Origin of the sequence: Nitrosospira sp. Nsp2 (assembly GCF_003050965.1) — a bacterium.
Lineage (GTDB): Bacteria > Pseudomonadota > Gammaproteobacteria > Burkholderiales > Nitrosomonadaceae > Nitrosospira.
Genome location: NZ_QAOU01000004.1, coordinates 216,231 through 230,407 on the forward strand (window position 1 = coordinate 216,231; position 14,177 = coordinate 230,407).

The window sequence follows — 14,177 nt, forward strand, 5'->3', positions numbered from 1 at the left end:
CAGTCAGAAGCTTCTGTTGAGGAGAGAATGGAAGGGAAGCCCATCATTACTTGGCACGCATCGGGATAATCTCCAGTGTCGGGAGCCAGCGTGGCCGTTTCTTAGTGATTGCATAAGCGCCCCATTCTGCCGTTCCATGCAAATCGCCGTCAAAATCCAGCTCGGCTTCAGGGAAAGTACGTTCGGGGAAAGTACGAAAGGGCGAACGGTCGGCCGCAGGGACGCTGCCCCTGTTCGCCCGCGCGTTTGGCAGCAGATTCAGTTCGCCCAAAGGTGCGTGGGGCCTGGCCAGATACTCGGCCGCTTCCGCGTATCTACCCACAAGGTTGCCTTCACTGGCGAGGCCCGCTATAGGTATGCGAGCAAACACCGCATTGGTCTCTATCCATTGTTGATAAGGCGGATCTTCCGCCTTGCGCACGAGTACAATCCCCGCGCCGGCTGCAACAACGGTATTGTAGAACACGGATATCGTGCGTACTGTGTCATTATGTGGCCGGATGCGGACTGCGTCGTGGAAATGGTTAACGAACAGGTTATTGTATAACGCGATATTTCCCTCGCCCTGGAATAACGACTCGTGCTGGTTCTGATAAAAGAAATTACCGTATACGAGATATCGGTCATTTGACCCAGGTCCCGCAAGCGGCCAGTGCCCGACCAGTACATTCGGTCTTGCTGTCTCTTTCGATCCGCCGTTGGTTTTACTGAAGACATTGTGCCTGATTATCGTTGCATTGTTGCCGCCCGGCATATCGGGCAACAACGACCGCGGTTGCTGATGTTTTATTTGCAAGTTATAGCCGATTGTATCGGCTATAAGATTGTGCTCGATCAACCCTGCAATAAACGGCGCCCGACCATCTGAATTGCCAAGATAGAGGCCCGTTCCCGCTCCCATGATCACGCTGTTGCGAATCACCCAGCCCCATGCCGGACACTTCGTCGAAATGGCCACCGTTTGCTGATTGTTGCCGTGGCCTCGCACGCGCAGCCCGTCAAGCGTGATGTGGTGCGCCCAGTCGGCGTGCCCCTCGCATTTCACGCCATCCACCGGCAGGTTTTGCCCTTCCAGATCCACGTTCCTGAGTGTGACATAACTCGAATTGACGATACTAACGGTGTTGTGACCGCGTCGCGCGAAAAAAACGGCCCGCCGACCTGTCTCGGGTCCAGCGATAGTAATCGGCGTTTCGGCGGTGCCGCGAAGATATTGGATGGGCAGCCCGTCCCTGTATTCCCCCGGCATGAGCCGGACGTTTGCGCCCGGCTCCAATACTCTTAGTCTGACAAGGTAGTTGTCCGGTCTTAAGGTATAGGTGGCGGCTGCGAAAACAGATGAAGAGCCAATTGGAATGCTGGCGAGCGCCAAAAAAAGAACAACAGCTGTTTTGGTCATTTAGCTTAGGTTCGGCAAGCCCGAAGGCATCAATTCATTCTCAACGTTCTTCTCATGTATGACTGCACCATCATCGTACGGCATTGCGCCCTCGAGATCATTCGGTTATAGTTGAATGCAACTTTGTTGCAATACTACCATTTATGTTAGAACTGCATAAACAAGCAGAAGAGATGATCCGCAGCCGCGGGGAGCGGGCGACGTCTGGCAGGGTACATATCCTTGCCGCGCTGCTGGGGGAGCGGCGGGCAATTACACACCACGAAATTGAAGAGCGTGTGGGCCGCAACCAGAGGTTGGATCGTGTCACGCTCTATCGCGTGCTTGAATGGTTGAACCAGAAGTGCTTCGTGCACAGGGTCGTGAGTGCCGATCGGATTTGGCGTTTCCGCGCGAATCTCGATACGCATCCGCACCCCCATGCGCATTTTGAATGTACACGCTGCACGACCGTGATCTGCCTCGATGATATGAAGGCCGAGTACGACCGTCCGCTCCCAGCTGGCTATCGCTCGCAGGAAGTTGACCTGAGAGTGAAAGGATTATGCGCTGACTGTACCTGAACGGTCCGATTCATAAATGCGGAGCACACCGGGATTGCGGAGCACAGCGGGATATTGGTGAAAGAATCAGCGATGATTTTGCGTAAGGGCGTTAAGGCGCTATTTTTTTTATTGCTACTGGCGTTATCGCTGGTGCCGGTTCTTCAGGCGGCACATGCGCTTACGCACTTTGCGCCCGCTAATACCATTGGCATTTCCGAGCCGGATGGCGGCAAGGAAGTCAGCGGGTCCGTGGCCGAAGCGGATGCGAACGCGGGTTTCGACAGCGACAGGTTTTGTCTCGACTGCCTCGCTCTGGCAGGATTGGGCATTCTCCTTCCTGTTCTGGCATTCTGTTTCTTCGCCCAACCCGCGCGTCAACCGCTACCGCACCTCACCGCGCTGTTCATTGTCCCCCATTTCTCTTCTCCCTACCTCACCCGCGCACCCCCGCTAGCGTAATCCCTCGCTTTCCATGCGGCTGACCTGATCGAATAGTCATTATCCCGGCGGCTCACGCCGGTCTAATCCCGATTTAGGTCCTGCCTGCCTATCCTTGCTCACCCATGTGGCTTGCCACGTGAAGTGTTCGCACGCGATCTGCCGTTAATTTTCTGAAGAATTGGCATGAACTATTCAGGTTGTAATCCGCCGGATCTGCCTTGCTCCGGCGCGACAGGAATCGCAGGCAATACCACTCTGCGCAGGACTCGCGTAAGCGCGAACCTTAGCTGGAAGCTGCCTGCCGCGATTGTGTTTGCTCTGTTCCAAATCTCTGCTCAAGCTCAGGGTTCCGGGGCGGACAAAGTATTAACGCCCGTCGTGGTGACGTCGACGCCATTTGAGAATCGTAGCGAACTGGACATGGCTCAACCTGTTTCCGTGTTGCGCGGTGATGATCTGCGCCGCAAGCGGGAAGCAAGCCTGGGCGATACGCTTTCGCGCGAACTGGGCGTCGCGTCGACCTCATTCGGGCCGGGAGCCGGCCGTCCCATCATTCGCGGCCTTGATGGGCCGCGGGTGAGGGTGCTGGAGAACGGAATCGGCACGATGGATATCTCCTCCATCAGCCCGGATCATGCGGTAACGACGGAATCGCTCAATGCTTCTCAGATCGAGATTTTGCGGGGTCCGGCAACATTGCTCTATGGCAGCGGTGCTTCGGGGGGAGTAGTCAATGTCGTGAATATGCGTATCCCAAACCAGTTGTTCAAATCCCCAAAAGGAGACTTTGAAGTCCGGGGAAATACTGCAACGGAAGAACGCACCGGTGCCTTCAATGCGGCTGGGAGCATGAGGCAGATGTCATGGAGCGTTGGCGGCTTCAAGCGTAAGACCGATGATTACCATATTCCGGGCCGAGCCAATGAGAGCGATCCGACCAGCCGAAAAGGCATTGTCGAAAACAGCGCGGTAAATTCGGGTGGTTTGTCCGGAGGGGCATCCTTCGTGGGCGAGCGGGGCTTCTTGGGTGGATCGATAGCCCACCTGGAAAGCAAATACGGCATACCCGGTCCTGAGGGCGCACGGATCGATCTCAAGCAGACCCGCTACGATTTCTCGGGTGAGTTGGACAAGCCCATTGCCGGGTTCGAGAAGCTGAAAGTACGGATGGGATACAACGATTACAAGCATGCCGAAATCGAGCGCACCGGAGAGATTGCAACTCGATTTAAGAATCAGGCACTCGAAAGCCGTGCCGAGCTCTTGCATGAGCCCGTGGCGAACTGGAAGGGCGTAATAGGCGTTCAGTTCCGCGATCGCCACTTTTCAGCCCTTGGCGCGGAGACAGTGGTACCTGTTACCAGATCGCATTCGGTGGGCGTATTTTTGATCGAAGAGCGCAACTGGAACCGATGGCGCCTCGAACTCGGCGGACGGGGGGAGTATGCTGCGCAGGACCCCAAGGGCGACCTTCTCCCCTCGCGCTCATTTGGACTCTACAACGCATCCGCGGGCGCGTTATGGAAATTCATGGAAGGCTACGGGTTGGGCCTTACAGCCATCCGGGGACAACGCGCGCCGGCAACGGAAGAACTGTACATAAAAGGTGCGCACCATGGCACGGCCACCTTTCAGACGGGCGACAGTGACTTGAGCAGCGAGACCACCAGCAATATCGACCTTGCGCTACGCAAGACCACCGGTGCCGTGACCTGGAAAGTCAATGCATTCCATAACTGGATCAGCAACTATATTTTTGTGCGCAGTGCCGACATTAATGGTGATGGCGTGGCCGATCGTGCGGACGATACGGGAACACTCGATCCCAATGGTGAATTTCTGGTGCAAAATTTTACACAGGCTGGAGCCAGATTTTACGGAGCAGAAGCGGAAGCGATATTTACCATAAAACCGGACGAAATCAATTTACGCCTTTTTACCGATTATGTACGTGGAAAACTGGATAGTGGGGGAAATGTGCCGCGACTTACACCGTGGCGATTTGGAGTGGAGTTCAATCATCGGACCGGGCCATGGACATCGAACATAAGCGCAACTCGGGTCATGCGCCAAAACCACGTGGCAGAGCTGGAAAGCAGCACGCCCGGTTACACTCTCTTAAATGTGGAGCTGAGTTACCGAATCAAGCAAACGCGATCGAATGGCATCAAAATCTTCCTTCAAGGCCGGAATCTTCTTAATGAAGAGATGCGGGTTCATACCTCCTTCCTGAAGGATTTTGCACCGCTGCCGGGACGAGCCCTGGTGGCCGGCCTGAGAGGTGAGTTTTAAATCGTGGGGTCGTTTCGAGATATACGCGTTTCCGTCGCAAAGAAGGCGCACGTGGCTTGAGTCATGGCTCAGCTGGCTATCAAGCCTTCGTGGAATGTGGCACACTTCGGGATTGCATTTGATATCAGGTATGCTGATCCGTGTCGTCTTACGAACTTTTTATTGGTTTGCGCTATACCCGTGCCAAGCGCCGTAATCACTTCATCTCTTTCATTTCCCTGATCTCCCTGCTCGGCATTACGCTGGGCATGACCGCACTCATTACCGTCATGTCGGTGATGAACGGTTTCCAAAAAGAAGTCAGGACACGAATTCTCGGCGTGGCATCTCACATCCAGGTGAGTGGGATAGACGGCAAGCTCACGGGGTGGCGGCATGTTGCGGGGGAAGCACTCGGACATCCGGAGGTGGAAGCAGCGGCGCCCTATGTCAGCGCACAAGGCATGGTGTCGCATGATCAAATCGTCAGCGGCGTTGCGGTGAGAGGTGTGTTGCCGGAAATGGAGAACGACGTAGCTGATTTCGCCAGTATGATGGTCGATGGCGAAATCACCAGTCTCGCACCCGGCGGGTTCGGTATGGTCATTGGTCGGGAACTGGCGAGGGCTTTAGGCGTATTTACCGGCGATAAGATCGTATTGATCTCGCCTCAAGGGCAGGTAACGCCGGCAGGCATTTTGCCGCGCCTCAAGCAGTTCACGATTACGGGCATTTTCCAGGCGGGGCATATCGAGTATGACTCCGGCCTGGTGCTCATCCATTTGGCGGATGCACAAAAGCTGTACCGTATGGGCGATGATGAGGTTTCCGGTGTCCGGCTCAAGTTGCGCGACCTGTTCCATGCGCCGCAAGTTGCCCAGGAACTCGCGCCCATGATCTCCACGGAAGTATACATCAGCGACTGGAGTCGGCAGCATGCCAACTATTTCCGCGCGATCCAGATCGAAAAGCGGATGCTATCGCTTATCCTTGCTCTCATTATCGCGGTGGCGGCGTTCAATATCGTATCCACGCTGGTGATGGCAGTAACCGACAAACAGCCTGATATCGCCATCTTACGCACGCTTGGCGCCAGTCCGCGCAGCATAATGAAGATTTTCATCGTGCAAGGCACCCTGATCGGTGTCCTTGGAACGACGCTGGGAGTCTTCGGGGGCGTGCTGCTGGCATATAACATTGAGGTGGTGATCGCCGCAATCGAGCGCGTGTTCAGCATCCAGTTCCTTTCGCCGGAAGTTTATTACATAAGCGAAATCCCTTCGGACCTTCAACTCGCCGACGTAGTCGCGGTGGCAGCGGTATCGTTTGTTCTTACTTTGCTTGCGACGCTTTATCCGAGTTATCGTGCTTCAAAGGTCAACCCCGCCGAGGCGCTCAGGTATGAATGAGCGCATCATTTCCTGCTGCAACCTGCGCAAGAGTTACTATCAGGGAAAGCTTGAAGTGCCCGTACTGATGGGGATAGACCTGGATGTGGCAAAGGGCGATACGGTGGCGATTGTCGGCGCATCCGGTTCCGGAAAAAGCACCCTTCTGCATCTGTTGGGTGGACTGGATGCGCCGACCGGCGGTGAAATACGCATCATGGGGCACGACATCGCGGCTGTCCCCGAGGAAGAACGATGCAAGCTGCGTAACCGGTCGCTCGGCTTCATCTATCAGTTTCACCATCTGCTGCCAGAGTTCAGCGCGCTTGAAAACGTTGCGATGCCGCTACTTATCCGCCGCATGAACAATACCGAAGCCTACGAGCGCGCTGCGGAAGTTTTGAAGCAGGTGGGCCTAGGCCATCGCCTCACCCATACCCCTGGCGAACTCTCGGGGGGCGAGCGTCAGCGCGCCGCCGTTGCCCGGGCGCTGGTCACCCGTCCCGCCTGCGTGCTCGCGGATGAACCCACCGGGAATCTCGACCGCCGCACCGCTGGCGAGGTATTCGACTTGATGCTCGAACTTAATCGCAGTATGGGCGCAAGTCTGATCATTGTTACCCACGATCCGGAACTGGCCAAAAAGGCTCGGCGCACATTGCACCTTGAAGACGGGATGTTGGCAGGGTAGTGACGGGCTCCGCCGCAAGTTGAATTCGCATTACGGCGATCTACGCTCCCGCTGAGCAATAGCGAATCAGATTTCCTTCCCGGTCTCATTCCGTGTCTTTTCCGACGTTCGGCCTGCGGCGTTTCGCGCGCTTGCGCCATTCATAGACTGTATATAGCCGCCACCCCCCTCGCACCAGCACATAGCCGCCAATCGAAAGCAGCAGCGCCAGCAAGACCAGACCCACGAGTAGCGGCTTGCCCAGCGAGACTACCCAATCCGCCAAGGTGGGTATCCACTCGCCGATGCTTTTGTCCATCAGGTGCAACTCGGTTTTGGGAAGGGTGCCGGCGCCATTGCCGGTAACGAACGCCCCCAGGGCATAGGCTGCGGCGTAGATCGGCAAAATGGTAAAGGGATTGGAGTACAGCGTCGTTATTATCGCTACCGGTAGATTTACCTTGAAAACGATAGCGAATAAAGCGGCGAAAAAGAACTGGACTGGATTGCTGCCGGGAATCAGACCGGTGAACAGCCCTGCCGCTACGCCACCCGCCACCGAGCGGCGATTGAGATGCCACAGATTATGGTGATGCAGCCAATCTCCGAAAATTCCGACAAAGCGGTTCTGGCGGACGGTCTCGTGAGATGGCAGGTATTTTTTGAAAAATTTTCGAGGCACAAGAAGAGTGTACGTAAATCCAACTTCGCGCTGCAAACATTATCACCCGCGCTGCGGCGATTGGGCAGCCCCCAATCAAGGCTTTCTTTCTGCACCAACCATTCTCAATCACTTCGGTACCGGCTTCAAACGCAGGAATTAAAATAATGCAAGGGTATTTTCTGGCGTTTGCCATGGGAGTGATACTGCTCCAGCAACAGGCCGAACTGCCGGAAGTGTTCTGGGCAGGAGCGCTGCTGCCGCTCGCCGTCTCCGTGTTTTTTCTCCTTCGCTATCAGACCACTCTTCTCGCGGTTATAGGTAGAACGCTGCTAGCCATCCTGTTCTTGGGTAGCGGATTTTTCTGGGCGGCCGCTTTAGCGCAGTGGCGCATCTCGGATGCACTTCCGCACGAATGGGAGGGGCGCGATATCCGGCTGGTCGGCGTGGTTGCGGAGCTGCCGCAGGCGAATGAAAGCGGCGTTCGTTTTGCATTTGACGTCGAGCAAGTGCTGACGCGAGATGCTCGCGTTCCCGAGCGCATTTCCCTAGCCTGGTATAAGGAAGGTGGAAGATCATCCAATCCTGAAGTGGCGCCGCCGCAAATCGGTGCCGGAGAACGCTGGCAGCTTACGGCACGGCTCAAGCGTCCGCACGGCACCAACAATCCGCACGGTTTCGACTTCGAGCAATGGGCACTCGAGCGCAACATACGCGCTACCGGCTATGTGCGTAAAAGTGATGAGAATATGCGTCTTGAGCAGATGGTCAATCGTCCGGCTTATCAGGTGGAGCATTTGCGCCAGGAAGTCCGGGAGCGTTTCCTGGCTATTCTCCCAGATCATGCATATACAGGTATCCTGGTTGCGCTGGCGGTTGGCGATCAACGCGCGATTCCGCGAGAGCAGTGGCAGATATTGACCCGCACGGGGGTGAATCACCTGATGAGTATATCGGGGCTGCACGTGACAATGGTATCGGGCCTGATATTTTCGCTGTTCTACGGGCTATGGCGCAGGAGCTACCGTTTAACGTTACGGATACCCGCCCGTAAAGCCGCGGCCGTGGCCGGGTTGGCGGCCGCACTGGGTTACGCGCTTCTCGCGGGCTTCGCGGTGCCCGCGCAGCGAACGGTTTATATGCTTGCCGCGATCGCCATTGCTTTATGGCTGGGGCGTTCTATTTCCATGGGCGCAGTGTTGGCCTGGGCATTACTGGCGGTGGTTATGATCGATCCGTGGTCAGTACTCTCGCCGGGCTTCTGGCTATCGTTTGGGGCCATTGCGGTCATTCTGCTTGTATCTGCCGGAAGGATCGGCAGGACGCACTGGCTGAGCGGATGGACGCGCGTGCAATGGGCTATCACCCTTGGTTTGATACCCCTATTGTTGGCGATGTTTCAGCAAGTATCGCTGGTTTCACCCTTAGCCAACGCGATCGCCATTCCATTGGTCAGCCTGGTAGTGGTTCCCTTTACGCTGCTGGCAACACTACCTCCCTTGGATTTCATGGTGCTGCCGGCGCACTGGGTACTAAGCGGATGCATGCAGCTAATGCAGTGGATGAGCGATGTGCCGCAAGCGATCTGGAGTCAGCATGCGCCGCCTGCCTGGGCAGTGGCAGCTGGAATGGCCGGCATTTGCTGGATGTTGCTACCCGGAAGGTTGGGGCTGGGTCTTCCCTCGGGATTCCCTGCTCGCTGGCTGGGCGGAGTCGCACTACTGCCGATCTTTCTAACGCCCCCGCAAAATCCTTCGCCAGGTGAATTATGGGTGACGGTGCTGGATGTAGGTCAGGGATTGGCGGTAGTCGCACGCACCCAAAATCATGCCCTGCTGTACGATACCGGACCGGGCTTCAATCTGGACGCGGACAGCGGTAACCGCACTATTATCCCCTTCCTTCGGGGCGAGGGCGTGAAACGTGTTGATGCCATGATCGTGACTCATGCCGACGCCGACCATAGTGGCGGCGCATTGTCCGTGCTCCAGGCAGTACCGGTGGACTGGCTGGTTTCATCCTTAAAGGAAGATCACCCCATACAGTTGGCTGCCGCCAGTACGCATCAATGTCGAGCGGGAGAATCGTGGCAATGGGATGACGTCAGGTTCGAAATGCTACATCCACCGGATCAGAGCTACAGTAATCCCAAGCTTAAAACCAACGCGATGAGCTGCGTGATGAAAATCACCACTTCGCACGGTAGCGTACTGCTGCCGGCCGACATCGAAAAGAAATCCGAATATCAGTTGGTCGAACGTGCCGGGGATGCGCTAGCCGCGACGGTCCTGGTTGCACCCCATCACGGCAGTAAAACTTCCTCGACCACTGAGTTTGTGAGCCGGGTGAATCCCAGACTGGTAATATTCACGGTCGGTTACCGTAACCGCTTTGGTCATCCGAAGAACGAAGTGGCGGAACGTTATAAGTCAATCGGAAGTCGATTGCTACGGAGCGATACGGATGGGGCGGTATCGCTGCGCTTTGCAAATAGCGAAGTTACGGTGCAAACCGCTCGCTCGCTACGCCGTCGCTACTGGCACGACATCCCATCATAGCGGCTTGACGATTCTGGATTTCGTTGTTGGGTCTCGCAGAAGACTTCAGAATCGGTTCTGATCGTTCATCAAAAGGACAGACGTAAACTTAATAATGGGCAACGCGGCATCGGACTCGGGCTCAATGGCCTCTCATTCTTCTTCCGCGGCTGCTCCGCTCGTAACCGACGAGTGGAACGCATCCGTATGGCTGGATACGTTGCCACCCATCTTTTCTCCTGCCGAAGTGGAAGCATTCGGCCATGCCCTCGACTTTTCCCAACCGTTTTATGCAGACAAATTGCTCCTCACCGGTGAGCCCGCCGCGGAGCACATGCACGGCGTGGTGTTGATTCTTGCCTCGTTGCGGGTCGACGCCGATACTCTTATGGCGGGCATCCTGCATTCCGTACCGCTGTATCTGGATGGATACCAGGAGAAGCTGAACGCGACTTTTAATCCGACGGTAGCTCACCTGGTGGAAGGCGTTGCGCGCATGGGTCGCATCCATACGCTGGGAGCCCGCAATGTTCCGGACCGCAGCGCGCAAGTGGAGGCATTGCGCAAAATGCTTCTCGCAATGGCGGAGGACATTCGCGTCGTTATCATTGCCCTTGCGGCTCGGGTACAAACGATGCGCTATATTGCTGCCAATAACGTTCATGGCAGAGCGGAAATCGCGCACGAGACAATGGACATATTTGCCCCATTGGCTAACCGCCTCGGGCTGTGGCAGATAAAGTGGGAACTGGAGGATTTTTCGTTCCGGATACTCGAGCCGGAACGTTATAAAAAAATCGCCCGTTTGCTGGAAGAGACTCGCCGCGTCCGCGAAGATTACATCGCCACGGTGGTGGCGAAATTACAGGGTGAATTGCGGCGGACGGGAATCAAGGCTGAGGTTACCGGACGCCCTAAGCACATCTATAGTATTCACAGGAAAATGCAACGCAAGGGACTGGACTTCGAGGAAATACACGATTCCCGCGCCTTGCGCGTTCTTGTGGAGGATGTGAAAGACTGCTATGCCGTGCTCGGGACGGTGCACAATCTTTGGATCCCCATCCCGAAGGAGTTCGACGACTACATCGCGCGACCGAAAGGAAATGATTACCGATCCCTGCATACCGCCGTGCTCGGCCCTGAAGACAAGGTGGTTGAAGTGCAGATCCGTACATACGAAATGCATCGTCATTCGGAGATGGGGTTTGCCGCGCACTGGCGCTATAAGGAGGGTGCAAAACGAGATTCCAGGTATGATGAAAAAATCGCCTGGTTAAGACAAATCCTCGAATGGAGGAACGATGTAGCGGATGCGGGCGAACTGGCCGAGCATTTCAAGGTTGCGCTGTTCGAGGATTCAATATATGTATTGACCCCGCAGGGCAGGGTGATTGCTCTACCGAAAGGCGCTACGCCGGTGGATTTTGCCTATCATATTCATAGTGATCTGGGCCACCGCTGCCGCGGAGCGAAAGTCGACGGTGTCATGGTGCCGCTCGACTACCAGTTGCACAATGCGCAACGCGTCGAAATCATTTCGGCCAAACAGGGCGCCCCCAGTCGTGATTGGCTCAATCCCGCCTTGGGGTATCTCAAAAGCCAGCGGGCAAGAGCAAAAGTCAGGCAATGGTTTAGCGGTCAAGAGCGTGAAGCTTTATTGGCCCAGGGCCGGGCGCTGGTGGAGAAGGAATTGCAGCGTCATGGCATGACTGCGCTAGGGCTGGACAAGCTTGCTGCTGAATTTAAATTCCCCAAACTCGATGCATTTTTGGCTGCGGTCGCTCGAGGCGAAATCGGCAGCCGGCAATTATCGAATTTTCTAGGCGAGAAAATCCCATCCCCGGCAGCTCAAGGTTCCGAAGCGCCCGCCAGCACCATGCCCGTTTCATCATCGCCGACAGGTATCGTCGTTGCCGGTGTCGATAAACTGCTCACCGTTCTGGCTAAATGTTGCAAGCCAGCGCGACCCGACCCCATCGTCGGCTTTATCACACATGGACGCGGTATCACAATACACCGACAGGGGTGCGCCAGTTTGTCGCGATTGGCTGGAGATAGCGCCGAGCGCATTATCACAGCGGAGTGGGGCGCGGCCGATATGTCAAAAAGTGCAGGTTATGAGGTGGATGTTGAGATCGAAGCCCTTGACCGGCAGGGATTGCTGCACGATATCTCGACTATTCTGCTACGAGAAAAAATAAATGTGACCGCCACTCGTACCCAAAGTCACCAACATACCGCTGTCATGCGTTTTACCCTGATGATCACAGGTCTGACACAGTTGAGCCGGCTTCTGGGATTGATACAGAGCCTGCCCGGGGTGACATCGATTTCCCGGAAGTGAGGGCCAATGCCGTGGCGAACCAGGGGACTCGCTACTGCCGATTTGTTTCTTCCGCCCATCGCTCACGAATTTGACCGGGCATTTTTTGCCGGGCTGCTGCTTATGCCGCATGGCGAAGTGCGACCTGGCAGGCGCGTCATCGCGGCAACAAGCGATCGGCAGGCTTTGCCTCCAAACTGCTCAGCCAGTCCTTCATACCTCTGCGCGTGCTGCTCGGCATGTGCTCATCCGGTACCAGGGACTTCTATCGCTCCTCAGGCAGGTCGTCCTTCCCCTTGCCGAAGTTCTATGCATCTGATTTCCGCCCTTAATTGTGGTTGCGCCTCCTGCATTGATCTGTTTAACCCATTGTCCCGTCAATCAAAAACCCTTCTTTTATCCTTGACTTTGCTATTTTTTTTATTTACAGTGGGCAAAAGTGGGAAAAAGTGGGGGAAGTTTTCCGGTAACTTCATCCTGCAAATAAGGGAGCACAATGTTTCGCGGTGGGACACCTATCAGTCTCGACAACAAGGGTAGACTCGCGGTGCCTGCAAAATACCGCGAAGACCTTTTATCGCTTTGCGGGGGCCGCCTGGTCATTACCGCCGATCCGTCCAAGTGCTTGCTCGTCTATCCGCATTCCGTGTGGGAACCGATTGAGCAAAAGCTCAACAGTCTTTCCAGCTTTAATCCACAAACACGCAGTTTGCAACGTCTTCTCGTTGGCAATGCAAGCGACGTGGACATGGATGGCGCGGGCCGTATTCTCGTGCCGCCTCCGTTGCGTCATTTTGCGGGCTTGACCAAAGATGTGGTTCTGGTTGGACAAGGTGCGAAGTTTGAGTTGTGGGACGGCGAGAAATGGAATCAGCAAATCGAAAATGCGCTCACTTTCAAGGACGGCATCCCGGCGGAACTTGACGGTTTCTCGCTGTAAGCCGTGGTTGATGCCTCAGCGCATACGCCGGTGTTACTGCAGGAAGCGGTGGATGCCCTGGCAGTCAAGCCAGGAGGGACATATGTTGATGGAACATTTGGCCGTGGCGGACATAGCCGGTTGATATTGGAGCAACTGGGAGAATACGGAAGGCTGATAGCGTTTGACAGGGACCCGGCGGCCTGGGCGGCAGGGGAGGCTTTTAGGGACGAACGCTTCCGCATGATCCACAGCAGTTTTTCGCGGATACAGGAGATATTGGTGCAATTAGATGTGGAGCGGGTGGACGGGATATTGCTCGATTTGGGAGTGTCGTCACCACAACTTGAAGAAGCGGATCGCGGTTTCAGCTTTCGCCTGGATGGTCCGCTAGATATGCGAATGGATACGAGCGAGGGACAGACCGCCGCAGAGTGGCTCGCCGCTGCTTCTGAAGCTCATCTGGAAGAGGTGATAAGAAATTATGGAGAGGACCGGTTTGCTAAACAGATTGCAAGAGCGATTGTTGCGGCTCGATCGCGGGAGCCCATCGCCACTACACACCAGCTTGCCGCGATCGTGGCATCCGCGGTGCGTTCGCGCAAGGGGGAAGGTAAGCAAAATCCGGCGACCCGCACTTTTCAGGCTATCAGGATTTATATCAACCAGGAGCTTGAGAAATTGTCGCTGGTCCTGCCGCAATGCGTGGAAGTATTGAAGCCCGGCGGGCGGCTCGTTGCCATCAGTTTCCACTCCCTGGAGGACCGAATTGTGAAGCGTTTTATGCGTGAGGCGGCGAACGCCGACAGATTGCCGAAGGAAGTGCCGCTGCGGGCGACAGAAGTGCAGCGTCTAAGCCGGCACAAGCTGCGCGTGGTAGGTAAGGCGGTCAGTCCGACTGCGGAAGAGTTGGCAAGAAACCCTCGCGCTCGCAGCGCAGTGATGCGGGTGGCGGAGCGGCTGAACACCACATAGCTGAAGCTTGGCATGAGAGTGTTCGCGGTTAAATGAGAGACTGAT

At 55.8% G+C, this 14,177-nt stretch carries 11 protein-coding genes; 9 read left to right on the forward strand and 2 right to left on the reverse strand.

Annotated elements, in window-relative coordinates; genetic code table 11:
* Window positions 1–46 precede the first annotated feature (46 nt).
* Window positions 47–1,399 (reverse strand): hypothetical protein, encoded by a 1,353-nt coding sequence (locus C8R31_RS10845; protein ID WP_107694080.1) that lies wholly within the window; start codon window positions 1,397–1,399, stop codon window positions 47–49.
* Between the two features lie 173 nt (window positions 1,400–1,572).
* Between C8R31_RS10845 and C8R31_RS10850 the strand changes: the two genes are divergently transcribed.
* The 5 genes from C8R31_RS10850 to lolD all read left to right on the forward strand — a co-directional run bounded on the left by C8R31_RS10850 (window position 1,573) and on the right by lolD (window position 6,735).
* Window positions 1,573–1,962 carry a Fur family transcriptional regulator gene (locus C8R31_RS10850; protein WP_258192674.1) on the forward strand — a complete coding sequence of 130 codons (390 nt, stop codon included), beginning with the start codon at window positions 1,573–1,575 and terminating at the stop codon, window positions 1,960–1,962.
* A 72-nt stretch (window positions 1,963–2,034) separates the two neighbouring features.
* The gene (locus C8R31_RS10855; RefSeq protein WP_107694082.1) at window positions 2,035–2,403 is read left to right on the forward strand and encodes a hypothetical protein; all 369 of its coding nucleotides are present in this window, start codon (window positions 2,035–2,037) and stop codon (window positions 2,401–2,403) included.
* Window positions 2,404–2,568: 165 nt separating this feature from the next.
* The gene (locus C8R31_RS10860; RefSeq protein WP_107694083.1) at window positions 2,569–4,677 is read left to right on the forward strand and encodes a TonB-dependent receptor; all 2,109 of its coding nucleotides are present in this window, start codon (window positions 2,569–2,571) and stop codon (window positions 4,675–4,677) included.
* A gap of 140 nt (window positions 4,678–4,817) precedes the next feature.
* Window positions 4,818–6,065, forward strand: a complete 1,248-nt coding sequence (locus C8R31_RS10865) for a lipoprotein-releasing ABC transporter permease subunit (protein WP_107694084.1) — start codon at window positions 4,818–4,820, stop codon at window positions 6,063–6,065.
* On the forward strand, window positions 6,058–6,735 hold the full coding sequence (gene lolD, locus C8R31_RS10870; RefSeq protein ID WP_107694085.1) for a lipoprotein-releasing ABC transporter ATP-binding protein LolD: 678 nt from the start codon (window positions 6,058–6,060) through the stop codon (window positions 6,733–6,735). Before C8R31_RS10865 ends, lolD begins: the two co-directional genes overlap by 8 nt.
* 85 nt (window positions 6,736–6,820) lie before the next feature.
* Here lolD and C8R31_RS10875 read toward each other — a convergent pair whose 3' ends face one another.
* A complete protein-coding gene (locus C8R31_RS10875) occupies window positions 6,821–7,432 on the reverse strand; it encodes a DUF2062 domain-containing protein (RefSeq protein WP_258192675.1) in 612 nt (203 codons plus the stop codon).
* Window positions 7,433–7,542: 110 nt separating this feature from the next.
* On the opposite strand from C8R31_RS10875, the gene C8R31_RS10880 reads away from it, so the two are divergent.
* The 4 genes from C8R31_RS10880 (at window position 7,543) to rsmH (ending at window position 14,132) form a co-directional block, all read left to right on the forward strand.
* A complete protein-coding gene (locus C8R31_RS10880) occupies window positions 7,543–9,933 on the forward strand; it encodes a DNA internalization-related competence protein ComEC/Rec2 (protein WP_107694086.1) in 2,391 nt (796 codons plus the stop codon).
* Between the two features lie 124 nt (window positions 9,934–10,057).
* A complete protein-coding gene (locus C8R31_RS10885; protein WP_258192676.1) occupies window positions 10,058–12,259 on the forward strand; it encodes a bifunctional (p)ppGpp synthetase/guanosine-3',5'-bis(diphosphate) 3'-pyrophosphohydrolase in 2,202 nt (733 codons plus the stop codon).
* A 475-nt stretch (window positions 12,260–12,734) separates the two neighbouring features.
* Window positions 12,735–13,178, forward strand: coding sequence for a division/cell wall cluster transcriptional repressor MraZ (gene mraZ, locus C8R31_RS10890; protein ID WP_107694088.1), 444 nt, complete (start codon window positions 12,735–12,737; stop codon window positions 13,176–13,178).
* Between the two features lie 3 nt (window positions 13,179–13,181).
* Entirely contained in the window at window positions 13,182–14,132 is a 951-nt protein-coding gene (gene rsmH, locus C8R31_RS10895; RefSeq protein ID WP_107694089.1) for a 16S rRNA (cytosine(1402)-N(4))-methyltransferase RsmH, read from the forward strand.
* Window positions 14,133–14,177 lie beyond the last annotated feature (45 nt).

What these genes read in the sequence shown, in the direction of transcription:
- C8R31_RS10850 (WP_258192674.1), top strand. Translation starts at nt 1,573, where the DNA reads ATGATCCGCAGCCGCGGGGAGCGGGCGACGTCTGGCAGGGTACATATC.
- C8R31_RS10880 (WP_107694086.1), top strand. Translation starts at nt 7,543, where the DNA reads ATGCAAGGGTATTTTCTGGCGTTTGCCATGGGAGTGATACTGCTCCAG.
- C8R31_RS10860 (WP_107694083.1), top strand. Translation starts at nt 2,569, where the DNA reads ATGAACTATTCAGGTTGTAATCCGCCGGATCTGCCTTGCTCCGGCGCG.
- lolD (WP_107694085.1), top strand. Translation starts at nt 6,058, where the DNA reads ATGAATGAGCGCATCATTTCCTGCTGCAACCTGCGCAAGAGTTACTAT.
- mraZ (WP_107694088.1), top strand. Translation starts at nt 12,735, where the DNA reads ATGTTTCGCGGTGGGACACCTATCAGTCTCGACAACAAGGGTAGACTC.
- C8R31_RS10845 (WP_107694080.1), bottom strand. Translation starts at nt 1,399, where the DNA reads ATGACCAAAACAGCTGTTGTTCTTTTTTTGGCGCTCGCCAGCATTCCA.
- C8R31_RS10885 (WP_258192676.1), top strand. Translation starts at nt 10,058, where the DNA reads ATGGCCTCTCATTCTTCTTCCGCGGCTGCTCCGCTCGTAACCGACGAG.
- C8R31_RS10855 (WP_107694082.1), top strand. Translation starts at nt 2,035, where the DNA reads ATGATTTTGCGTAAGGGCGTTAAGGCGCTATTTTTTTTATTGCTACTG.